The 21,990-nt window shown below is 74.2% G+C and carries 23 protein-coding genes; 10 read left to right on the plus strand and 13 right to left on the minus strand.

Annotation, left to right across the window (positions count from 1 at the left end):
- Nucleotides 1-199 precede the first annotated feature (199 nt).
- The gene (locus tag ACGFIG_RS05745; RefSeq protein WP_392999611.1) at nt 200-1,324 is read left to right on the plus strand and encodes a cellulose binding domain-containing protein; all 1,125 of its coding nucleotides are present in this window, start codon (nt 200-202) and stop codon (nt 1,322-1,324) included.
- Between the two features lie 98 nt (nt 1,325-1,422).
- Here ACGFIG_RS05745 and ACGFIG_RS05750 read toward each other — a convergent pair whose 3' ends face one another.
- Together ACGFIG_RS05750 and ACGFIG_RS05755 are read right to left on the minus strand one after the other, a co-directional pair.
- Complete coding sequence (locus ACGFIG_RS05750; protein ID WP_392999613.1) at nt 1,423-2,385, minus strand: N-acetylmuramoyl-L-alanine amidase; 963 nt, start codon at nt 2,383-2,385, stop codon at nt 1,423-1,425.
- A gap of 351 nt (nt 2,386-2,736) precedes the next feature.
- Nucleotides 2,737-3,525 carry an aldo/keto reductase gene (locus ACGFIG_RS05755; RefSeq protein WP_392999615.1) on the minus strand — a complete coding sequence of 263 codons (789 nt, stop codon included), beginning with the start codon at nt 3,523-3,525 and terminating at the stop codon, nt 2,737-2,739.
- Nucleotides 3,526-3,620: 95 nt separating this feature from the next.
- On the opposite strand from ACGFIG_RS05755, the gene ACGFIG_RS05760 reads away from it, so the two are divergent.
- Both ACGFIG_RS05760 and ACGFIG_RS05765 read left to right on the plus strand, forming a co-directional pair.
- The gene (locus tag ACGFIG_RS05760) at nt 3,621-4,685 is read left to right on the plus strand and encodes a DNA polymerase ligase N-terminal domain-containing protein (RefSeq protein WP_392999617.1); all 1,065 of its coding nucleotides are present in this window, start codon (nt 3,621-3,623) and stop codon (nt 4,683-4,685) included.
- 16 nt (nt 4,686-4,701) lie between these two features.
- Entirely contained in the window at nt 4,702-5,895 is a 1,194-nt protein-coding gene (locus ACGFIG_RS05765) for a threonine synthase (RefSeq protein ID WP_392999619.1), read from the plus strand.
- Nucleotides 5,896-5,902: 7 nt separating this feature from the next.
- On the opposite strand, the gene ACGFIG_RS05770 is transcribed toward ACGFIG_RS05765, so the two are convergent.
- The 4 genes from ACGFIG_RS05770 to ACGFIG_RS05785 form a co-directional block, all read right to left on the minus strand.
- Entirely contained in the window at nt 5,903-7,699 is a 1,797-nt protein-coding gene (locus ACGFIG_RS05770) for a glycoside hydrolase family 15 protein (RefSeq protein ID WP_392999621.1), read from the minus strand.
- A gap of 50 nt (nt 7,700-7,749) precedes the next feature.
- Nucleotides 7,750-8,142 carry a cupin domain-containing protein gene (locus ACGFIG_RS05775; RefSeq protein WP_089001794.1) on the minus strand — a complete coding sequence of 131 codons (393 nt, stop codon included), beginning with the start codon at nt 8,140-8,142 and terminating at the stop codon, nt 7,750-7,752.
- A 343-nt stretch (nt 8,143-8,485) separates the two neighbouring features.
- Nucleotides 8,486-8,893, minus strand: coding sequence for a hypothetical protein (locus tag ACGFIG_RS05780; RefSeq protein WP_392999623.1), 408 nt, complete (start codon nt 8,891-8,893; stop codon nt 8,486-8,488).
- A 192-nt stretch (nt 8,894-9,085) separates the two neighbouring features.
- Nucleotides 9,086-9,565 (minus strand): septum formation initiator, encoded by a 480-nt coding sequence (locus ACGFIG_RS05785; RefSeq protein ID WP_392999625.1) that lies wholly within the window; start codon nt 9,563-9,565, stop codon nt 9,086-9,088.
- A gap of 101 nt (nt 9,566-9,666) precedes the next feature.
- On the opposite strand from ACGFIG_RS05785, the gene ACGFIG_RS05790 reads away from it, so the two are divergent.
- The 4 genes from ACGFIG_RS05790 (at nt 9,667) to ACGFIG_RS05805 (ending at nt 13,582) form a co-directional block, all read left to right on the plus strand.
- Complete coding sequence (locus tag ACGFIG_RS05790; protein WP_392999627.1) at nt 9,667-10,362, plus strand: response regulator transcription factor; 696 nt, start codon at nt 9,667-9,669, stop codon at nt 10,360-10,362.
- Nucleotides 10,359-11,633, plus strand: a complete 1,275-nt coding sequence (locus tag ACGFIG_RS05795; RefSeq protein WP_392999629.1) for an ATP-binding protein — start codon at nt 10,359-10,361, stop codon at nt 11,631-11,633. The genes ACGFIG_RS05790 and ACGFIG_RS05795 overlap by 4 nt, the downstream gene beginning before the upstream one ends.
- A gap of 207 nt (nt 11,634-11,840) precedes the next feature.
- Nucleotides 11,841-12,353 (plus strand): PepSY domain-containing protein, encoded by a 513-nt coding sequence (locus ACGFIG_RS05800; RefSeq protein WP_392999631.1) that lies wholly within the window; start codon nt 11,841-11,843, stop codon nt 12,351-12,353.
- 125 nt (nt 12,354-12,478) lie between these two features.
- Nucleotides 12,479-13,582 carry a hypothetical protein gene (locus ACGFIG_RS05805; protein ID WP_393001323.1) on the plus strand — a complete coding sequence of 368 codons (1,104 nt, stop codon included), beginning with the start codon at nt 12,479-12,481 and terminating at the stop codon, nt 13,580-13,582.
- A 58-nt stretch (nt 13,583-13,640) separates the two neighbouring features.
- On the opposite strand, the gene ACGFIG_RS05810 is transcribed toward ACGFIG_RS05805, so the two are convergent.
- Nucleotides 13,641-13,922, minus strand: coding sequence for an adhesin (locus ACGFIG_RS05810; protein WP_392999634.1), 282 nt, complete (start codon nt 13,920-13,922; stop codon nt 13,641-13,643).
- Nucleotides 13,923-14,296: 374 nt separating this feature from the next.
- On the opposite strand from ACGFIG_RS05810, the gene dacB reads away from it, so the two are divergent.
- Nucleotides 14,297-15,880 (plus strand): D-alanyl-D-alanine carboxypeptidase/D-alanyl-D-alanine-endopeptidase, encoded by a 1,584-nt coding sequence (dacB, locus tag ACGFIG_RS05815; protein WP_392999636.1) that lies wholly within the window; start codon nt 14,297-14,299, stop codon nt 15,878-15,880.
- 37 nt (nt 15,881-15,917) lie between these two features.
- Here dacB and ACGFIG_RS05820 read toward each other — a convergent pair whose 3' ends face one another.
- The 4 genes from ACGFIG_RS05820 to ACGFIG_RS05835 all read right to left on the minus strand — a co-directional run bounded on the left by ACGFIG_RS05820 (nt 15,918) and on the right by ACGFIG_RS05835 (nt 18,596).
- Complete coding sequence (locus ACGFIG_RS05820) at nt 15,918-16,232, minus strand: hypothetical protein (protein WP_392999638.1); 315 nt, start codon at nt 16,230-16,232, stop codon at nt 15,918-15,920.
- Nucleotides 16,233-16,384: 152 nt separating this feature from the next.
- Nucleotides 16,385-16,729, minus strand: a complete 345-nt coding sequence (locus ACGFIG_RS05825) for a DUF1330 domain-containing protein (protein WP_392999640.1) — start codon at nt 16,727-16,729, stop codon at nt 16,385-16,387.
- A gap of 102 nt (nt 16,730-16,831) precedes the next feature.
- Nucleotides 16,832-17,779, minus strand: coding sequence for a hypothetical protein (locus ACGFIG_RS05830; protein WP_392999642.1), 948 nt, complete (start codon nt 17,777-17,779; stop codon nt 16,832-16,834).
- 223 nt (nt 17,780-18,002) lie between these two features.
- On the minus strand, nt 18,003-18,596 hold the full coding sequence (locus ACGFIG_RS05835; RefSeq protein ID WP_392999644.1) for a pentapeptide repeat-containing protein: 594 nt from the start codon (nt 18,594-18,596) through the stop codon (nt 18,003-18,005).
- Nucleotides 18,597-18,666: 70 nt separating this feature from the next.
- Between ACGFIG_RS05835 and ACGFIG_RS05840 the strand changes: the two genes are divergently transcribed.
- Nucleotides 18,667-19,899: a serine hydrolase domain-containing protein gene (locus ACGFIG_RS05840; RefSeq protein WP_392999646.1), complete on the plus strand. Its 1,233-nt coding sequence runs from the start codon at nt 18,667-18,669 to the stop codon at nt 19,897-19,899.
- 133 nt (nt 19,900-20,032) lie between these two features.
- Complete coding sequence (locus ACGFIG_RS05845; protein ID WP_392999648.1) at nt 20,033-20,674, plus strand: NAD(P)-dependent oxidoreductase; 642 nt, start codon at nt 20,033-20,035, stop codon at nt 20,672-20,674.
- A gap of 54 nt (nt 20,675-20,728) precedes the next feature.
- Here the strand turns inward: ACGFIG_RS05845 and ACGFIG_RS05850 are convergent, their stop codons facing one another.
- Both ACGFIG_RS05850 and ACGFIG_RS05855 read right to left on the minus strand, forming a co-directional pair.
- Complete coding sequence (locus tag ACGFIG_RS05850; RefSeq protein WP_392999650.1) at nt 20,729-21,193, minus strand: PPOX class F420-dependent oxidoreductase; 465 nt, start codon at nt 21,191-21,193, stop codon at nt 20,729-20,731.
- Between the two features lie 57 nt (nt 21,194-21,250).
- Nucleotides 21,251-21,892, minus strand: a complete 642-nt coding sequence (locus ACGFIG_RS05855; RefSeq protein WP_392999652.1) for a DUF6642 family protein — start codon at nt 21,890-21,892, stop codon at nt 21,251-21,253.
- Between the last annotated feature and the right edge of the window lie 98 nt (nt 21,893-21,990).

Below are 21,990 nucleotides of genomic sequence, written 5' to 3' on the forward strand. Positions count from 1 at the left end.
GCGACCGCCGCCACTGCTTCGGGGGACCCGCCTGCCCACCGTGCGGCTCGGGCGTGACAAACCTCACTTACCTCTCCAATACCGCACCCCCGTTGCACAGCGGTTTCAGAGATGTAAATGTGTCGAAGGGTTGTGGGAGCGCTCCCGTCACGCCCCCGGCGACCCGCCCGACGTTCCGTGCCGAAGCCGAAGGAGCACCATGAAACGTCCACTCCGGGCCCTCGCGGCAGCCGCGCTGCTCGCCACCGGCTCGATCGTCGCCGTGGCCCTCGGGGGATCCGCCAGCGCCGACACCCAGATCTGCGAGCAGTACGGCTCCACCACCATCCAGGGCCGCTACGTGGTGCAGAACAACCGCTGGGGCACCACCGCCCAGCAGTGCATCAACGTCACCGACAGCGGCTTCGAGATCACCACCCAGAACGGCAGCAACCCCACCAACGGCGCGCCGACGGCGTACCCGTCGGTCTTCCTCGGCTGCCACTACACCAACTGCTCCCCCGGCACCAACCTGCCGATCCAGGTCAGCCAGATCAGCAGCGCCACCAGCAACATCTCCTACCGCTACGTCAGCAACGCCGTCTACAACGCCTCGTACGACATCTGGCTGGACCCGTCGCCGAAGCGGGACGGGGTGAACCAGATGGAGATCATGATCTGGCTCAACCGGCAGGGCCCGATCCAGCCCATCGGCTCCCCGGTCGGCACCGCCACCATCGACGGGCGCAGCTGGGAGGTCTGGCGCGGCAGCAACGGCTCCAACAACGTGATCTCGTACCTGGCGCCGTCGGCGATCAGCAGCGCGAACCTCAACCTGCTGGCGTTCATCAACGACACCCGCAACCGGGGTGCGATCACCAACTCCTGGTACCTGACCAGCATCCAGGCCGGCTTCGAGCCGTGGCAGGGCGGCGCCGGGCTGGCGGTCACCTCGTTCTCCGCCGCCGTCAACGGGGGCGGCAACCCGACCACCCCGCCGCCGACGACTCCCCCGCCGTCGGGCGGCTCGGGTTGCGCGGTGAAGTACACGCCGAACTCCTGGAACGACGGGTTCACGGCCGACGTGCAGATCACCAACACCGGGTCGGGCACGGTCAACGGCTGGACCCTGAACTACAACCTGCCCGCCGGGCAGCAGGTCACCAGCGCGTGGAACGCCACGGTCAGCCAGAGCGGCTCGGCGGTGACCGCGCGCAACATCAGCTGGAACGGCACGCTCGCCCCGGGCGGCACGGCCAGCTTCGGCTACCAGGGCACGCTGAGCGGGGCGTACTCGTCCCCGACGAGCTTCACCCTCAACGGGGTGACCTGCTCGCGGTCCTGACCTCTGGCCGGGGGCGACACCCCCGGCGAAACCGACGAACGCGACGTCCGCCAGGCCACCCCGGATCCTGGCGGACGTCGCGTACGAGGGCCGGACGATCAGACCCGGGTGAGCCGGACCGCGTCGGCGATGATCAGGCCGGAGGCGGAGCTCCACCGGCTGACCGCGACCCGGTTGGCGTCGCCCGCCGGCAGCGTGAAGGTGCCGAGGGTGCGCCACTGCCCACCGGTCGCCGCCTGGTTGACGACGACCGTCTGGTTGCCGGTGGTGGTGGACACGATGTACGGGGTCGCGGTGTTGTAGCCGCTGACGGCCGGCCACCACGCGTCGACCCGGTAGCTCGCGGTCGCCGGGACGTTGAACTTGTACCAGGCGGCGTCGCTGGCGGCGACCGGGTCCGCAAAGCGGTAGTCGGTGCCGTAGCGCTGGGCCGAGTACGTCGAGGTGCCCCAGTTGGCGCTCGCGGTGAAGCGGCCGGCGGTGGAGTTGTCCACCACGGAGCTCCAGGTGCTGCCGCCCGCCATCTTCGCGGCGACGTCGGCGCGCATCGTGTTCAGGTCGATGAAGGACGGGTCGATCTTGCCGGTGGTGCTCGTCTCGCGGTGGCCCCGGGCGTAGCTGGCGTCCTTGCCCAGCCGCTTGAGCACGGCGGCGGTGGCGGCGATCGACGCGTTGTACTGCGCCGCCGTCATCTCCTGGTTGACCCCGTTGTAGTCGATCTCCCAGCCGATCATCAGCGTGTTGCCGTCGCCGGCGGGGATCGGCCCGCTGCCGCGGCTGACGCCCGCGTGGTTGCAGCGGTTGGCGGAGATGACGTGGAAGACGCCGTGGTAGTCGACCAGCGCCTGGCAGAGCGGGCCGGGCAGGTCGGACCGGCCGTTGATGCAGATGTTGAGCGCCGGGTGCGGGTTGCTGGCGCTGGAGGTGGCGGCGGTGTGGTGCCAGAGCACACCGATCGGGTTGAACGAGCTGCCTGCCGACCGGTTGAGCCAGTCGCCCTCGACGACGACCTGGACGCCCGCCCCCCGCAGCACGTCCACCAGCCAGGGGATGCTAGCCATCAGGACTCCCCGAGCAGGTCGGCGAGGCACTCGGCCTTCGGCGCGGCGAGGGGCGCGGCGCTCGCCGCGGCGGGCTTGGCGGCGACGGCCACCGCGGTGACCAACAGAGCCGACATGCCCAGCACCCCCCGACGGGGAAGACGGGCGGGTCGTGACGCGTTCATGGCGCTCCTTCAGACAAGGGCGGAGGGGTTCCGACTCATCGATGAACTGGTGACGCGCACGGTATATCGTCACGAGCATCTATGTCGATACCCTTCATCTCCCCTATTCGGGCTGAAGGAATTTGGCAACGCGGTCCGGGTACGGCGCTGCGACCCGGTCACGATCCGGGTGGTGGGGAGGGGTCCGTCAGGGGTTGCCGAGGGCGTCGATGTCGCGCATCTCCTCCGCGGTCAGCGCGAAGTGGAAGACGTCGGCGTTGACGCGGATCCGCTCCGGGGTCACCGACTTGGGGATGACCACGATCTCGTGGTCGATGTGCCAGCGGAGCACCACCTGGGCCGGGGAGACGTCGTGCGCGGCGGCGACGCGGGTCAGCACCGGGTCGGCGAGGTCGCTGGTCTTGAACGGGCTGTAACCCTCCAGCACCACCCCGCGGTCCCGGTGCTCCCGGTGCCGCTGCCGGTCGTACAGCGAGGGGCTCCACCGGATCTGGTTGACGGCCGGGTTCTCCTCGGTCGCCTGGATCAGCTCGTCGATCTGCCCGGTGCCGTAGTTGCTCACCCCCACCGCGCGCGCGAGCCCCTCGTCGCGGGCGGCCAGCATCTCCCGCCAGACGGGGATGTTGTCCGTCGGGTTGGCCGGCGGCCAGTGGACCAGCCACAGGTCGACGTGATCGGTGCCGAGCGCGGTCAGGCTCGCCTCGATCGTCTCCCGCTCCCGCCCGACCCGCTCCGGCGGCAGCTTGGTGGTGAGGAAGACGTCCTCGCGGCGCAGCCCGCTCTCGCGTACCGCCCGGCCGACCTCCTCCTCGTTGCCGTACATCGTGGCGGTGTCGACGTGCCGGTAGCCGGCGTCGAGCGCGGCGAGCACCGCGTCGTACCCGGCCTCGCCGGTGGCCTGCCAGGTGCCGAAGCCCAGCAGGGGCATCCGCACCTCACCGGGGAGCGTGACGGTGGGCTGGTCGTCATTGTCCATGCGCGGGTCTTTACCCGTGCTGACCTGCCCCATGCCCGGCGAACCGGACACGCGGGCGGCCGGCGGTCCGGCGCGGATTGCCGGAGAATGCGGGTGTGGCTGACCCGCTGGAGGAGTACCGGCGCAGACGGGACGCGGCGCGCACCCCGGAGCCGGTGCCGAAGCGAACCCCGCGACGCGGGCGGCCCGCCGACGGCGAAGCCCGGTTCGTCATCCAGCAGCACCACGCCCGGAGCCTGCACTGGGACCTGCGGCTGGAGCACGAGGGGGTGCTGGCCTCCTGGGCGGTGCCGCGCGGGCTGCCCCGCGACACCGGCCGCAACCACCTCGCCGTGCACACCGAGGACCACCCGATGGAATACCTCGACTTCCACGGCGAGATCCCGGCCGGCGAGTACGGCGGCGGGCGGATGACCGTCCACGACCGGGGCACCTACCGCTGCGAGAAGTGGCGCGACGACGAGGTGATCGTGGTGCTCGACGGCGAACGCACCGCCGGGCGCTACGTCCTCTTCGCCACCGGCGGCAGGAGCGGGCGGGACTGGATGGTCCGCCGTACCGACCCGCCCCCGGAGGGCTGGACGAGCATGCCGGAGCTGATCCGCCCGATGCGGCCCACCCGCGCGGCGAAGCTGCCGGCGGACGAGGCGGAATGGGGCTACGAGCTGCGCTGGGACGGGGTGCGCGCGGTCGCGTACGTCTCCGGGGGGCGGCTGCGGCTGCTCGCCGAGGACGACGAGGACGTCTCCGGGGCGTACCCCTGGCTGCGGGAGCTGGCCGAGGAGCTGGCGCCCACGGAGGCCGTGCTGGACGGCGTCCTGGTGCGCATCGACACCGCCGGGCGGGTACGGCCGGCGCGCGGCGGCCGGCGGACACCCCCCGACGCCCAGTACCTGATCTTCGACCTGCTCTGGCTGGAGGGCATGACCAGCGTCGACCTGCCGTACGCGCAGCGCCGGGAGCTGCTCGACGGCCTGGCGCTGGCCGGCGGGCACTGGCAGACTCCGCCCTGGTTCCCCGGTGCCGGCCGGGAAGCGCTGCGGACCGGGCGGGAGCAGGGGCTGCCGGGGGTGGTGGCGAAGCGCCTGGACGCGGTCTACGAGCCGGGCCGGCGCAGCCGGCGCTGGCTGAGCATCGACGCGAGCCGGGACCCGGGCTGAGACGGCGAGGAGCATCGTGTACCTGACACACCTTGAGTGCCCACGCTGCGGGCGGGAGCACGACGCCGGCAGGCCGGCCAACCTCTGCGACTGCGGTTCCCCGCTGCTGGCCCGCTACGACCTGGCGGCGGTGGCGAAGGTGCTCACCCCGGAACGGTTCCCGCTGCGCCCCGCCGACCTGTGGCGCTACCGCGAGCTGCTGCCGGTGGCCGACCCCCGGCACGAGACCACGCTGGGCGAGGGCTGGACGCCGCTGCTGCGTACCCCCGACTACGGCGCGGAGATCGGCATCGCCGACCTGATGGTCAAGGACGAGGGGTTGACCCCGACCGGCTCGTTCAAGGCGCGCGGCGCGGCGGTGGGCGTCAGCCGGGCCCGCGAGCTGGGCGTACGGCACATCGCCATGCCGACCAACGGCAACGCGGGCGCGGCCTGGGCCACCTACGCCGCCCGGGCCGGGCTGGGCGCGACGATCGTCATGCCGCTGGACGCGCCGGCCAGCTGCCGGCGCGAGTGCGTGGCCGCCGGCGCCGACCTGCGCCTGGTCGACGGGCTGATCAGCGACGCCGGCCGGCACGTCGCGGGGCTGGTCGCCGGCTCCGGGGGCGCGATCTTCGACGCCGGCACGCTGCGGGAGCCGTACCGGCTCGAGGGCAAGAAGACGATGGGGTACGAGATCGTCGAGCAGCTCGGCTGGCAGGTGCCGGACGTGATCATCTATCCCACCGGCGGTGGGGTCGGCCTGATCGGCATCCACAAGGCGCTGCACGAGCTGCGCGAGCTGGGCTGGATCGAGGACCGGCTGCCCCGCCTGGTCGCGGTGCAGTCGACGGGCTGCGCGCCGATCGTCCGCGCCTTCGCCGCCGGTGAGCAGCGGGCGCGGCCCTGGGCCGACGCGCACACCGTGGCGTTCGGCATCACCGTGCCGGCGCCGCTCGGCGACGAGCTGATCCTCGACGCACTGCGCGCCAGCGCCGGCACCGCGATCGCCGTGGACGACGCCGAGATCCTCGCCGACCTGCGGGACTTCGCCGCCCGGGAGGGGCTGTTGCTCTGCCCCGAGGGGGCCGCCGGCCTGACCGCCGCCCGGCACCTGCGCGCCGGTGGTTGGATCCGGGCCGGGGAACGGGTCGTGGTGCTCAACACCGGCGCCGGCGTGAAGTACCCGGAGACGGTGGACGTGACCGGCGTACCGGTGCTGCCGGCCTGACCCGGCGTCACTCCGTGTCCGGGTCGGTCAGCCGCCAGGCGGCGCTGACCAGGCCGATGTGCGACAGCGCCTGCGGGGTGTTGCCGAGCTGCGCGCCGGTACGCGGGTCGATCTGCTCGCTGAACAGGCCCACGTCGTTGGCGTGCCCGAGCAGCCGCTCGAAGAGCGCCGCGGCCCGCTCCCGCTCGCCGGCCATCGCCAGGCACTCCACCAGCCAGTACGAGCAGAGCAGGAAGCCCGCCGGGTCGGTGTCCCAGCGACGGACGAGACCGTTCCCGGCGCCCAGCTCACGCTCGATCGCGCCGACGGTGGCGCGCATCCTCGGGTCGGTCGCCGGCAGGAACCCCACCAGCGGCAGCAGCAGCACGGAGGCGTCCAGCCCGGCCGAGCCGAACGCGCCGCAGAACGCGCCGATCCGCTCGTTCCAGCCCTCGCGCAGCACGGCGGCCCGGATCTCGTCGCGGATCGCCGCCCAGCGCCGGGGGTCGGCCCGGTCACCCAGCCGCGGCGCGAGCGTGACGGCCCGGTCCAGCGCCACCCAGCAGAGCACCTTCGACGTGAGGTAGTGGCGATCGTCGTCCCGGGTCTCCCAGATGCCCCGGTCGGGCAGGTGCCAGGTGGCGGCCACCTGCTCGGTCAGGCCGAGCACCATCTCGCGCAGTTCCGGGTCGAACACCTCGCCCAGGTAGTCCCGCAGCCGCCAGACCGCCGAGAGCACCTCGCCCGGCACGTCGAGCTGGCGCTGCCGCCAGGCGTCGTTGCCGATCCGCACCGGGCGGCTGCCGCCGTAGCCGCGCAGGTGGGCGCGCTCGTGTTCGGAGACGTCCCGCTCCCCCTCCAGGCCGAAGAGCACCGGCACGGGGTCGGGGCCGACCCGGCCGATCGAGCGGGCCGTCCAGGCGAAGAGCCGGGACGCCTCGGACGGGCAGGCGGCCACCCAGAGGGCGCGCAGGGTCATGGCGAAGTCGCGCAGCCACGAGTAGCGGTAGTCGTAGTTGCGGTCGCCGCCGAGGCGTTCCGGCAACGACGTGGTCAGGGCCGCGGCCACCGCGCCGCTACGCGCGTACGTGAGGCCGGTGAGCACCGTCGCGCTGTGCCGGACCTGCTCCGGGTAGCGGCCGTCGTAGTGGTGCGTCTCGCGGTACGCCTGCCAGGCCCGCACCGTCTCGTCGAGCGCGGCCACCGGATCGAGGCGCACCGGTGGCGTCCCGTACGCCTGCCCGTACGCCACGTCGAAGCCCAGCACCTGCCCCGCGGAGACCTCGAACTCCTGCCGGACGCGGTCCCGCTCGACGTGCGGCGCCGCCCCGCCCGTGTGCAGGTTCAGCACCACCGGGCCGGCCGCTGCCAGCACCCCGCCGTCGGGCTGCTCGTGCAGGTACGGGGTGAGCAGGCCGTACTCCGGGCGGGGGCGGAAGTCGAGCGACATCCGCACCCGCCCGGTCAGTCCCTCCACGACCCGCAGCAGCACGGCCGGGGAGTTCATCCCCAGTTGGTGGCCACGGGCGCCGGACTCGGCGGCGAGCGCGTCGGTGACCGCGACGCTTCCCTCGGGCGTGTGGTGCACGGTGCGCAGCACCAGCGTGTCGGGCACGTAGTCCCGTTCCACCCGGTGCCCGGGCAGCCCGGCGGCGGCCGGCGCCAGCCGCCAGTGCCCGGCGTCCGGGTCGAGCAGGCGGCCGAAGACCGACGCCGAGTCGAACCGGTCGGGGCACCACCAGTCGACCGAGCCGTCCCGACCGACCAGCGCGCCCGAACGGCAGTCGGAGAGGAACCCGTAGTCGGAGATCGCCAGCTGGTCCACCCGCCGCGGGTACCCCGTTCGGGCCGCCTCAGGCGGCAGCGGGCGCGCGGTCAGGAGGTGGGCGGCTCGTCCTCGCCGGCGGCCTCCGCGGCGTCGGCCTCCTCCTTGGTGCGGTGCACCGCCTGGTCGGCGTGCTCGGGCGGCCCGTAGACGGTGTAGAGCACCAGCGGGTTGGGGCCGGTGTTGACGAAGTTGTGCTTGGTGCCGGCCGGCACGACCACCAGGTCGCCCTGCACGACCTCGCGCTTCTCGCCCGCCACCCGGGCCTCGCCCGTACCGCTGACGAAGGTCAGGATCTGGTCGATGCCCTCGTGGACCTCCTCACCGATCTCGCCACCCGGCGGAATGGTCATGATCACCAGCTGGGTGTGCTCACCGGTCCACAGCACCCGCCGGAAGTCCGGGCTCTTCTCTGCGACGGTCGCGATCGTGAAATGCTCCATGCCGACGCACATACCCGCTGTGGCCCGCCGCCACGCCGGGTCTCGCAGATGGTGGAATTCGCCACTCGTCGAGGGTTTCGATCCCGCCGGGACGGGGATCGAGGAAGCAGCCGGCGCACGGTGGCCGGTCGAGCCAGGTCCCCGCCGGCGTACCGCCGTACGGCTGCGATGGTGGGAGACGGCCAGAGCGCGGCGACGTTCCGATCCCCGGATCCGAACGGCGCCGCGCGCTCGTGTCCGTCCCCGCCGCCCGACGGATCCCGGTGCGTCCGGCCAGCACCGGGTCGCGGCTCGGGCCAGCGCCGCGTCGGGGCGCGTCAGGCCAGCACCGCGTCGGGGCGCGTCAGGCCAGCACCGCCAGGTGGAACGGGCGGTCGGCCGGGCGGCCGTCGTTGGCGAAGGTGGAGACGAAGACGGCGTTCGGAATGCCGGTCCGCCCGGCGACCGCGATCTTCCCGCTGGGCGCGACACCCGAACTGCCGGGCAGGCCGACGGTGCCGACGTAGCCGGCGGCCGTGACGTCCTGGTCGAACACCACCTGGTACATCCCGGTCGCCAGCCGGCTGGCGGTGGCCACGCCCAGCCCGCGCGCCAGGCCGCCGGTGGCGTGCACCACCGCGAAGAGGACCCGCGCGGTCGCGGGGAGGCCGACGGTGGCGCAGGTGGTGGTCTCCGCGTCGGCCCGGGCCGCGTCGCCGTCCCGGTGCAGAGGCTGCGCCGCCGGCGTACGCCGGAATCTGAAGCTGGACATCTCGGTCCTCCCTCGTGCCCCCCGGACCGGAGCGGCGATGAGGCAGTTGTGGTGGCTGAGGGGGATCAGCGCCGATCGGCACCCTTTGTGGTCGAACGTATGCCCGAGCGGCGGCCGGAAACCACCTAGGCCGGGTGTCCGATCACGGACAGTCGACACCCACCACACCCCGCCTGACCTGCGCCGGAGCGCTCAGTCGTCGGCGACCGACACCGGCTCCGGACCCACGCAGCGCACCTTCAGCTCGACCTCGCCCGACGGGCCGACGAAGGTGACCTCCACGTCGTCGTCCGGCCCCGGCTCCGCGTCGGAGACCCGGTAGCCCGGCGCGGGTGTCCAGGAGACCAGCCGCACCCCGCCCGGCCCGCACTCGGCCACCGCGCTGCCACCCGCCGTGGCGAAGGCCCGACGCGCTCCCGCCGGGGACGAGCCGCCCGCCGCCGGCGTCGACGGCCCGCCGCTCCCGGTGGCCGTCGGTGACGGCCCGCCGGTCTGCGGGGCGGTGGGCCCCGGGGCGGCCAGGGCCCGCTCGACCTCCTCCTGGCTCAGCACCCCGCCCGGGGTGCCGGCGATGCTCTCCCCCACCAGTCGGATCGCGGCCACCCCGATCAGGGTGGCGACGGCGGCGGTGGCCAGCCACCCGGCGACGGCGAGGAACGAACGGCGACGCATCCCCCGAGTCTCCCCGACGCGAGGTTGCGCCGAGCCCTGGACGGGGCTAAGTGACGGTTAAGGTCGGCCGTCCGCGGCGCGGCGGCGGCTAGCCTGCCACTGTGGCCCGCCTGCTGCTCATCGAGGACGACCTGACGATCCGTACGCCGCTGCTGCGGGCACTGCGCGAACGGGGGCACGCGGTGGCCGCCGCCTCGACCGCGATGACCGGCCTGCGCGACGCGCTCGACGACCGGCCCGACCTGGTGGTGCTGGACCTGGGCCTGCCCGATCTGGACGGCCGGGAACTCCTGCGGATGCTCCGCGCGGTCAGCGCCGTGCCCGTCATCGTCGCCACCGCCCGCGACGACGAGACCGAGATCGTCCGGGTGCTCGACGCCGGGGCGGACGACTACGTGGTCAAGCCGTTCACCGCCGCGCAGCTCGACGCGCGGATCCGGGCGGTGCTGCGGCGCGGGACGGCCGCCGCGCCGGACGGGGACCCGGCGCTGGTGGTGGGCGGGCTGCGGGTCGATCCACGATCCCGCCAGGTCACCCTGGACGGTGCGCCCGTCGAGCTGACCCCGCGCGAGTTCGACCTGCTGCACCACCTCGCGGGGCGCCCCGGACAGGTGGTCACCAAACGGGAGCTGCTCGCCGAGGTGTGGCGGGTCCCGTACGGCGGCGCCGACAAGACCGTGGACGTGCACCTGTCCTGGCTGCGGCGCAAGCTCGGGGAGAACGCGCAGGCGCCCCGCTACCTGCACACCGTGCGGGGCGTCGGGGTCCGGCTCGAGGCGCCGGGGAGCGCCGGATGAGGGCCCGGCTGACCCTGCTGGTCGCCGCGGTCAGCGTGCTGACCCTGGTCGCCTTCCTGGTGCCGCTGGCGCTGCTGGTGCGTACCGTCGCGGCGGACCGGGCCACCGTACGGGCCACGGCGGACGCGCAGAGCCTCGTGACCGTCGTCGGTACCGCCGACGTCGCGACGATCCGGCTGACCGTCGAGCAGTTGGCCACGGAGTCCGAGCGGCCGCTCACGGTGTTCCTGCCCGACGGCACGGTGCTCGGTGCCCCGGCCCCGCGGACGGCCGCGGTGGCGCTGGCGGAGCGCGGGCAGAGCCTCACCGCCGAGTCCGGGCGGGGGCGGGAGGTGGTGATCGCCGTGCAGGGGCGCCCGGACGGCACCGGCGTCATCCGGACCGAGGTCCCGCCCGCCGAGCTGACCGCCGGGGTGACCCGGTCCTGGCTGGCCCTGGCCCTGCTCGGCGTACTGCTGGTGCTGATCGGGCTGGCCGTCGCCGACCGGCTGGCCCGCACCCTGGTCCGGCCGATCGGCGAGCTCTCCGCGGTGTCGCACCGGCTGGCGAACGCGGAACTGGACGCGCGCGTCACGCCCGCCGGGCCACCCGAGCTGCGTGAGGTGGCCGGCGCCCTCAACCACCTCGCCGGCCGGATCCAGGTGCTGCTGGTGCAGGAGCGCGAGGAGGTCGCCGACCTGTCGCACCGCCTGCGTACCCCGCTGACGGCGCTGCGCCTGGAGGCCGAGTCGCTGCGCGACCCGGAGGACGCGGCCCGGGTGACCGCGGCCGTGGACGGGCTGGAGCGGGCGGTCACCGGCCTGATCCGGCAGGCCCGGTGGCGGGTGCCGACGGCCGGGGCGGCCAGCGCCGACGCGGCGGCGGTCGTGGCCGAGCGGGTGGCGTTCTGGTCGGTGCTGGCCGAGGACACCGGGCGGGCCGTGACGCTCGACCTGGCGCCGGGACCGCTGCCGGTGGGTGTGCCCGCCGACGAGTTGGCGGCGGCGGTGGACGCCCTGCTCGGCAACGTCTTCGCGCACACGCCGGACGGCACCGCGTTCGCCGTCCGCCTGGTGGCGGAGGCGGACCGGGTGGCGCTCACCGTGGCGGACGAGGGGCCCGGCATGCCGCCGGGCACCATCGACCGGGGCGCGAGCACCGCCGGCTCGACCGGCCTTGGCCTGGACATCGCCCGCCGCGCCGCGCAGGCGAGCGGCGGCCGGCTCGTCCTGCGCGCCGCGCCCTCCGGAGGTGCGGAGGTACGCCTCGAACTCGGCCCGCCCCGGTCCTGATCCCCGTCCCCTCCCCGCCCCGGCGAGGCGCTCCCGCGACGGCCGGTCCTCCCCCTGCCCGCCCCGGCGAGGCGCTCGCGCGCGACAGCCCGGCCCTTCCCCCGGCGCACCCCGGCGGGGCTTAACCCGGCCTTAGCGTTCGGGCAGCGTGGCGCTATCGGGGCGGGGGTGATCCTGGGAACCAGCAACCGAGGAAGGGTGAACGACATGAAGCGCAAGTCCCTGATGCTGGCGTCGCTCGGAGGCGCGGCCGTGCTCGCCGTGACCGGGGCGGGCTTCGGCGTCGCGGCGGCCGACAACGGCGCGGCCCGGGCCACCACCCTGGCCGCCGCCACCACCGCCCCGACCGCCCCGGGCACCCCGGGCGGCACCGGGAGCGGCGCCCCAACGACGAGCGGCGCGCCGACCACCGGCACTCCGGCGGCGCCCGGCAGCCCGTCGGGCGGCAGCGCTCCGGCCACCGGCGACGACGCCGTCAGCGAGCAGCGGGCCCGCGAGATCGCGCTGGCCCGGGCCGGTGGCGGCGAGGTCGTCGAGGTCGAGCGCGAGGACGAGGACGGCAGGGCCGTGTGGAGCGTCGAGATCGTGGCCGGGCAGACCGAGCACGAGATCGACGTCGACCGGGGCGACGGCAGCGTGGTCAAGGCCGAGCAGGAGCCGGTCGACGACGACGATGACGACCGCGACGATGACGATGACGACGACCGCGACGACGACTGATCTGCCGCTGGTGCCGCCGCCGTCCCGCCACGCGGGGCGGCGGCGTCGCCGTTTCCGGTCGCCCGCCGGGGCAGGACGGGCCGATCGACCCTGTGACTGGCACCGATGCCTGGCTACATTGGGGTATGGTGCCCGCCCACCGGGGCGGGGCGGCGGAACCGGTCTACCGCCCCATCCTCGCCAACCGGCGGGGTGAGCTGGAGGCGCTCGGTCATCTCGACGACGTCGTCGTACCCCTGCTCGCCCCGGTCCTCCGGGTGTCCATCGTGGACCAGTTCACGCTCGACGTGCTTCGTAGGCTGCCCGAGGGGCTGCGCACCGCCGTCGACGTCACCGGCCTGCCCGACGCCCCCGAGACCGAGCTGGTCCGCTGGGGCGTACCGCTGGTGCCGGTGATCGGGCTCGCGGACAGTGACCGGCGCCTGATGGCGCACGGTGCGGCGGCCCGGGCCCACACCCGGGGGGCGGTCGTCCGGCTGCGGGTCGGCCACGACCGGGCCGGCCCCGACGCGGCCACGGCGGCGGCCGAGCGGGTCTGGCGGTTCACCGGTCTGGTGGCCGAGCAGTGCGACCTGCTCCTCGACGCGGGCGACGTGTGCTGCCGGGCCGACGTGCGGGTGGCCGAGCCCCGGATCCGGCGGCTGCTGGAGTGGGCCCGCCGGCACGCCTGGCGCTCGGTGAGCGTGGCGGCGGGCGGGATGCCCCCGGCGTTGTCCGCCCTGCCCACCGACGAGCCGGTACGCCTCGACCGCTGGGACTGGCAGCTCTGGCAGCGGCTGGCCGAGCCCGGCGTCGGCTACGGCGACTACGGTGTCGGCTCCGCCGTGCCCGGCGCGGACCAGGCGGGCGACCGGCTGCCCACGGTCCGCTACACCACCGACGGCGCCTGGTGGGTGTACCGCTGGTCGCGGCGGGGTGGCCGCGGCGACGACCGGTTCGCGGACCTGTGCCGCACCGTGGTCTCGGCGCCGCACTGGCCGGCGGCCGGGGCGGGCTTCTCCTGGGGCGACCACGAGATCCTCCGGCGTGCCCGCCGGGGCGCCGGCGCCGGATCCGCCAGCAACTGGGCGGCGTGGAGCACCTCGCACCACCTCGCGCACGTGCTGGCCACGCTGCCACACCCGGGGCGGGAGTCCCGTCCGGGGCCGTGGCGATCCGATCAGGCGCCCCCGGAGCGGGGCCGTCCCGCCCGGCCGCACCGCGGCGGGGAGCGCCGCCGGGCCGGTTGAGCACCGGGCCAGCGGCCCCCGGCCGAGCGGCGGCGCACCGCCGTCACTGCTTCTCGCGTCACTGCTTCTCGGTGAACCCGAACTGGATGACGCCCTCGTCGTCGACGCTGGCGTCCACCGAAGCGTCGCCGAGCAACTCGGCGGCGTCGGAGTCCAGGAAGATGCGCGCGCCCTGGTTGTCGACCACGTGGTCGCCCTCGACCGGTTCGGCGACCAGCTCGACGGTGAGCGAGCCAGCGTCGGTGTCGGCGGCGATCCGCACCCCGCCGTCCTCGGCGACGTCCTGCTGGTTGGCGAGGTCCCGGATGACCAGCACGGCGTTGTCGGTCATGGTGAGCATGGCGGAACTCCTCGTGGATTCTCGGATTCGCGGTGCGGGACCGGGCATCGGCCCGCGGACGAGCACACGTGGGAGGCGATGGGAAGGGCGACACGCACATCGCCGTCGCGCCTCGGGGCGATTCAGGGCCCCTCCACGGCCTACGGTGCCCCCTGCCGGGGGATCCGTCAAATAGAGCGGATTCAGTGCGCCGCAGGGGCGCCGCCTGGAAGCCGACCCGTCCGCGCCGCACGGACCGGCCCGTCAGACCGGCCGGTCCGTGGGGTGTGACCAGGTCGGGAACGGGTAATCCGGTCCGGCACGCCACGCCCGGCGGAAGATTTCTTTCCATCGACGGTCTTTTCTGGCAGATACCTGCATGGCAGCATCACCCCATGCATCGTCGTCTCTTCCCCCGGACGCTCGCGCTGGTGGCCCTGGTCGCCGCCGCGGCCACGGCGGGCGCGCCCACCGCCACCGCCGAGTCCCCCACCCCCGCGGCGATCCGCCTCAACGGCACCATCGACGCGATCCTCGCCGACAGCCGGCTGGCCGGGGCGCAGGCCGCCGTGGTGGTCAAGGACGCGACCACCGGGGAGACGGTCTACCACCGCAACGGCGACCGCCGGCTGATACCCGCCTCCAACACCAAGCTGCTGACCTCGGCGGCGGCGCTGGAACTGCTCGGGCCGGGCCACCGCTTCAGCACCGAGGTACGCACCAGCGGCGCCCGCCGCGCCGGCCTGGTGTCCGGCAACCTCTACCTGCGCGGCGGCGGCGACCCGACCATGCTGGCCGCCGACTACGACGCCCTGGCCGCGCAGGTCGCCGCCTCGGGCGTCCGGGTGGTCACCGGCAACCTGGTGGCCGACGACACCCGCTACGACAGCACCCGCCTCGGCCCGGACTGGACCTGGGACGACGAGCCGTACTACTACGCCGCACAGGTCTCCGCCCTGACGGTGGCGCCGGACACCGACTACGACGCGGGCACCGTCATCGTCCACGCCGCCCCCGGCGGGACCGCCGGTGCACGACCGGTCGTCACCACCACCCCGGCCACCCGGTACCTGAAGATCGACAACCAGGCCCAGACCGTCGCCGACGGGGAGACGTCGATCTCGTTCGAGCGGGCGCACGGCAGCAACACGGTCGTGGTCACCGGGCAGATCGCGCTCGGCGCCGGGCCGGCGAAGGACTGGGTCAGCGTCTGGGAGCCCACGGGCTACGCCGCCGACGTCTTCCGGGCGGCGCTGGGCCGGCACGGCGTACGGGTGCTCGGCAGGACGGTGCTCGGCCAGCCCACCCCGGAGGGTGCGGCGGAGGTGGGCCGGCACCGCTCGATGCCCCTGGCCGAGCTGGTGGTGCCGTTCCTCAAGCTGTCCAACAACGGGCACGCCGAGGTGCTGACCAAGGAGATCGGCCGCGTCCTCACCGGCGCCGGCACCTGGTCGGCCGGGCTGACGGCGATCAGCGAGTACGTCGCCGACGCCGGGATGGACACCGGCACCCTGCGCCAGCGGGACGGCTCCGGGCTCTCCCGGCGCAACCTGATCCCCGCCGACGAGTTCGTGGACCTGCTCACCGCCGTCCGCGCGGAGCCCTGGTTCGACACCTGGTACGCGGCCCTGCCCGTGGCCGGCGAGGCGGAGCGGTTCGTCGGCGGCACCCTGCGCAGCCGGATGCGGGGCACCCCGGCCGCCGGCAACGTGCACGCCAAGACCGGCAGCCTGACCGGCGTCTCCGGCCTCTCCGGCTACGTCACCGACGCCGACGGGCGGGTGTTGGCGTTCTCGATCCTGCTCAACAACTACCTGGCCTCCTCGGTGAAGACGCTGGAGGACCAGATCGCGATCGCCCTGGCCTCGTACACCGAGAAGGGCGTGACCGGCGCGCGGATCGCGCCCCCGGCGGCGCCCGACGCCCCCCGGGTCCCCGAGGGGCTGGAGTGCGCCTGGGTGAAGCCGAACGCCTGCTGACGGGCCGGCGGGGCCCGGTGCGGGGGCCCCGCCGGCGCTAGGCGCCGGGACGGTGCGGAAGCTCGGCCGCCGGGTCGCCGCGTTCGATGAGCGCGGCGATCTCGGCGGGACGCAGCCCGCGTTGCGCCAGCACCCGGGTGCCCCAGCGGTGCAGCCGGCACGGGTGCGGGCTGGCGTCGTTGCGGCAGACCGTCCCGCCGGACCAGATCCGGGGCGCGTGCACCACGACCGCCCGCACGGCGAACTGGGCGTCCTCCACGGTCACGTACGGCGGCAGCGGGATCTCCCGGAGCACCTCCCCGGCGCCCCGGGAGGCCCTCGGACGGACGGTGCGGGTGGTGGTGCTGCTCATCGGTGACGCCTCCACACAGGATGGTCGGACGTGGACAGCAGAAAGCTACGACAGGCGCGACGCGGCGCGACGGACAAACTGTCCCGAGGCGTGGACGCAGACCCGCTCGCCGTCGCCCGCGCGGCGCAGCGCCGTCGGGGCGGAGCGGCCGCTCAGCCGGCCGCCTGAGCCCGCAGCCGGGCGGCCGTCCGGCTGGCGTCGTAGTCGGGGGCCACGCCGTCGACGATCAGCGCCGCGCCCGGGATGTGCCGGGTGCGCAACGGCAGGATCTCCTGGTACGCCGGCGAGTCGTACCAGGCCCGGGCCCGGTCCGCGTCGGGGAACTCGATGATGACCACCGTGCCCGGCCACTCCCCCTCCCTGACCTCCACCGTGCCACCGTGCACCCGGAACCGGCCGCCGAACGGGTCCAGCGTGGCCTGGATCCGCTCGATGTAGGTGAGGATGTCCTCGTTGATCGGAACGTCGTGCAGATGGGCGAGTGCGAACGCAGGCATGGTGCCTCCCCGGGAGCCGGTCCGCCCGGTCGGACCACCGGGCGGTACGCCGAGTCTCGTGCCAATCCCCGCCCGGCGTCCATCACCCCTGAGGTAAGTCAGTCAGCGCAGGGCGACCGCCTGGAGCCCGACGTTGCCGCAGTCGTCGCTGAAGGCCTGTTCCACCGTCCAGGTCAGCACGAGCCGGCTGCCCTTCGGCGCCTGGAACCGGATGGTGAACTCGGTGGACCGGCTGGTGTGCCGGTCCTCGATCCAAAGGGTCCGGCTCGGGCCGCCGACGGAGAGGCGGGCGTCGAGCCGCCCCCGGGCCATCCACACCCCGGCATACACGCGCACGGTGCGCGCCCGGCCGTCGGCGCTCACCGCCAGCGTGAAGCCGCTGCCGGTGCCGCACCGGTAGACCCCGTGCGGCGAGCCACTCGCCGACGCCACCGGGCTGCCGTCGCGCCAGCTGAAGCTCTCCTGGTTGTCGTCCCAGCCGCCCCGCCGGCCGGTGCCGCCCTCGTCGCGGATCTCGCCGGAGCCGCCGCGCTTGCGGACCGTCGAGTCCGCGCCTCGCAGGCCCCAGTGGATCCAGTCGCGGCTGCCCACCGAGGTCAGGTCCACGTCGGCCGGCACCTCGGCCGTGCTGACGGCGAGCACCGCCGGCACCACGGGCGCCGCCGGGGTGGGCGTCGGCGGCGCCGGGGACGGGGACGGGCTCGGCGGACGCTGCCGGGGCCGCAGCCCGGGCGAGACCAGGCCGGCGTCGAAGTCGCGCCCCTCCAACCCCGGTACGCCGCTCGGGCGGCCTGCACCCGCCGGCAGGCCGCCGTCGGTCTCCCCGCCCGGGTCGGGATCGCCGGTGGTCAGGTACGACACGAGGGCGATCAGGCAGGCGAGCGCGGCGATCCCCTCGACGGCCCACCGGCGGCGTCGCCGCGCCCGGGCCAGCCGCCGCAGGTCGGTGCGGCTGCGTCCGGGCGCCGCAGTCAGCGGGTGGTGGGCCGCGGGCGGGTCGCCGTGCCGCCACGGCCGGATGCGCTGTCGGCTGAGGTCTTCCTCCGCCACCGCCCCTCCACTCCCCGCCGGCCCCGGCCGGACGCGAACGTCCGCTGTGGGCGGTCCCGGTCGGCACCGCCTCGTCCGTCGCGCCGGACGGACGGGCGTGTCCAGTTCGTCACCGGACCGTAGCGGACATCGACCAGGAACGTGGTCTCGGGTCCTGCGGCGCCCCCGGACGCAGTCCGCCGAGGGCCTGTCCAGCGGTCTAGGGGCCCAGCGGGCCCGCTGATCAGCGGATCTCGAAGCCGAGCGCCTGCGCGATCGCCATGGCCTGCGTGGCGTCGACGATCGCCCCGGCCCGCTCCACCGCCGTCGGGTCGAGCGCGCTGAGATCGCTGCCGCGCAGGTCGGCCCCCGAGAGCCGGGAACGGTGCAGCTGCGCGCCGGAGAGATCCACACCGGTGACCGTCGCCCCGGTCAGGTTGGCCCCGGTCAGGTCAGCCTCGCGCATCCGCGCGTCGGTGACGCGGACCCCGCGCAGGTCGGCGCCGGGCAGCCCCACGAACGACCAGTCGCCGCCGGTGACGGTCAGCGGTCGCAGGTCGCACTGGGCGAAGGTGCTGCCCACGAGCTTGCAGCCGGTGAACTCCGCCTCGAACAGGTTGCACCGCTGGAAGGTGCAGCGGGTGAAGGCCGAGTCGGTGTGCCGGGAGGAGTTGAAGCGCACGTTACCGAAGGTGCAGCCGTCGAAGACCGCGCCCCGGCTCACCGCCTCGGTCAGGTCGACGTCGAGGAACGTGCAGCGGACGAAGTGCCGCTCCACCAGCTCCTCGCCGTACCAGTCCTCGTTGCGGAAGGTCTCGTCCTCGGTCAGCTCCGGCATCAGGCCAGGCTACCGAGGGGGACGGCCAGACCCCTTCCACCGTGGCATACCGGCTAGTAGTTTCGGCGGCGTGAGTGTGGCACGCAGCATCGACCCGGACCAGATCGGCTTCGACCCGGCGCGGTTGGCGCGCATCGACGAGCACTTCGGCAGGTACGTCGACGACGGCCGCCTCGCCGGCTGGCAGGTGCTGGTCACCCGCCGTGGCGAGATCGCCCACTCGTCGACGTACGGGCTGCGCGACGTGGAGGCGGGCAGGCCCGTCGAGGCGGACACGCTGTGGCGCATCTACTCGATGACCAAGCCGGTCACCTCGGTCGCCGCGATGATCCTCTGGGAGGAGGGCCGCTTCGAGCTGACCGACGAGATCAGCCGGTGGCTGCCCGAGTTCGCCGACCTGCGCGTCTACTCCAAGGGCACGGCCCTCAAGCCGTACACGGTGCCGGCGGTCGAACCGATCCGGGTCTGGCACCTGCTCACCCACACCGCCGGCCTGACGTACGGCTTCATGCAGACCTCGGTGGTCGACACCATCTACCGGGCCGCCGGCTACGACCTTTACCCGCCCTCGGACGTCGACCTCGCCACGGCCTGCCAGGCGTTCGGCGAGCTGCCCCTGCTGTTCCAGCCCGGCACGGCGTGGGGCTACTCGGTCGCCACCGACGTGCTCGGCCGGCTCGTGGAGGTGGTCTCCGGGCAGAGCCTGGACGCCTTCTTCGCCGACCGGATCTTCCGCCCGCTGGGCATGACCGACACGCACTGGTGGGCCGAGGGCGACGCCGCCGACCGGCTCGGCGCCCTCTACGCGCCCGACCCGCGCACCGGCCGCGCGTTCCGCTTCGACAAGCTGGGCGCCCTAGCGTACGAGAAGCCGCTGCTGCTCTCCGGCGGCGGTGGCCTGATCTCCACCGCCGCCGACTACCACCGGTTCACCCAGATGCTGCTGCGCGGCGGCGAGCTGGACGGGACGCGCCTGCTGGGGCCGCGCACGGTGCGCTTCATGACCCGCAACCACCTGCCCGGCGGGCAGGACCTGGAGACCCTCTCGGCGGGCGGCTTCGCCGAGACCACCCTCGAGGGGATCGGTTTCGGGCTGGGCTTCGCCGTGGTCGACGACCCCGTGCCGAGCCGGGTGCCGAGCAGCCCCGGCGAGTACTACTGGGGCGGCGTGGCGAGCACGGCGTTCTGGGTCGACCCGGCCGAGGAGGTCACGGCCCTGTTCTTCACCCAGCTCATGCCGTCGAGCACCTACCCGATCCGGCCGCAGCTGCGGCAGCTCGTCTACTCCGCCCTGGTCGACTGAGCCGCCCGGCGGTGGTCGCACCGCGTCCACCGCCGCACCCGGTCGCCCCGGGATCACCGTTACGGCACCGGCCGGCCGGGGAGGTCAATAGCCTGGAGGCTGACCACGTCGGGCAGGACGGGAGGCGGTCGCGATGAGCAACATCGTCGTGTTCGGCGCGGGTGGCACCGCGGGGTCGCGGATCACCGCCGAGGCGGTCGGCCGGGGGCACCGGGTCACGGCGGCGGTGCGCCGCCCGGAGGCCACGTCGTACCTGCCGCCGGCCGTCACGGTCGTCACCGGGGACGCCACCAGCGAGCGGAGCGTACGCGAACTGGCGCCCGACACGGACGCCATGGTGGTGGCGATCGGCGGCGGCGAACACGACCTCTGGCTGGACGCGGCCCGCAACCTGGTCGGGGTGCTGCGTGGCATGCCGGCCGCGCCCCGGATCATCCACGTGGGCGGCGGCTCGACCCTGCTCACCCCGAAGGGCACCCGCTACCTCGACGAGCCGGACTTCCCCGAGGACTACCGCGACGCCGCGCGGGGGCAGGCCGACGCCCTCGACTTCTACCGCTCCTCGGCCGACGGGGTGACCTGGACGTACGTCTCCCCGCCGCCGCTGGAGTTCCACCCGGGCGAGCGCACCGGGCACTACCGCACCGGCGGCGACGAGCCGGTGACCGACCACGAGGGCCGCTCGGTGCTCAGCTACGAGGACCTGGCGGTGGCGATCGTCGACGAGATCGAGCAGCCGCGGCACGAGAACACCCGTTTCACCGCCGCGTACTGATGCGGTGAGCCCCGGCACGCCGGCGTGCACCGGTACGGCTCGGGCCGGGGCGGGTCAGTCGGCGAGGCGGGCGGGGAAGCCGCCGGTGGCGATCGGGCCCCAGGCGTCGATGGTGACCCGGATCAGCGACTTGCCCTGACGGACCATCGCCGCCCGGTACTCGTCCCAGTCCGGGTGCTCACCGGAGATGCGGCGGAAGTACTCCACGAGCGGTTCCAGCGCCTCCGGCAGGTCCAGCACCTCGGCGGTGCCGTCGAGGTGCACCCACGGGCCGTTCCAGTCGTCGGAGAGCACGCACGCCGACACCCGTGGGTCACGGCGGACGTTGGCGACCTTGGCCCGCTCCGGATAGGTGGAGATCACCAACCGTCCCTCGCCGTCCACCCCGGCGGTCACCGGGGACGACTGCGGCCGGCCGTCGGCGCGGGTGGTCATCAGCACCACCCGGTGCCGCGGCCGGAGGAACTCGGTCAGCTCGGCCCGGTCGACCCGGGTGTTCGTCGCGATGCTGCGTGCCATCGTTCGTTCCTACCAGGGCGCCCGCCGCCCGGCGACCGCACCAGGCCGCACGGGGCCTCACCGGGGTCGCGGGGCGGTGCGGCGCGCGGCGGGCTGGGCGGGCACCCGGGGGCGGACCGAGGGCCGCCAGGCGCGGCCGTTGGCGTAGATGACCCGGAAGCCGAGGTACGAGGCGAGCGGCGCCCAGTGCGCGGAGCCCATCCGCAGCTCGGCGGCGTTGTGGCGCTGGCCGTTGGCCAGCACGTCGAGCAGGACGGTCTCGAAGGCGGCCGACTCGACCCAGTCCACCTCGCGGGTGTATCCGCAGATCAGTGCCGCTCCGGTGGCGTCGAGGAAGTCCCGCAGCACCGCGTCGGAGGCGCGCAGCACCGAGCAGCTGCCGAAATAGAGCCGGCGGCCGTCGCAGCGGCCGGCCATCAGTTCGGCGACGTCGGCGAGCGCCACCGATTCCCAGTCGGTCAGGCAGAGCCGGCTCGGTTCGCCGTGCATGGCGAAGAAGCCGACCCGGTGGTCGGCGTACTGCTTGAGCAGCCAGCGGTCCACGAAGTAGAACAGCTCGTCGCGGGTGGCCGCGTCCTTGTGGATGAAGCGGATCTTTCCGAGCCGTTCGAGCAGTTCCAGCGTGGGCAGGACGGAACCGCGCTCGTTGAGGTCGCGGTGCCACTGACCCTCGATGCAGAAGACGCCGCCACGTGCCATGCCGCCCCTCCCCGGTCCCGCCGGGCGCTGACGTTACCGGGTCGGACCGGCGTAGGAACATCACCCTTCGTGTGCCGGGCTGCGGCTTTACGCATCAT

The organism is Micromonospora sp. NPDC049048, from assembly GCF_043197615.1.
In the GTDB taxonomy this organism is placed as follows: Bacteria; Actinomycetota; Actinomycetes; order Mycobacteriales; family Micromonosporaceae; genus Micromonospora.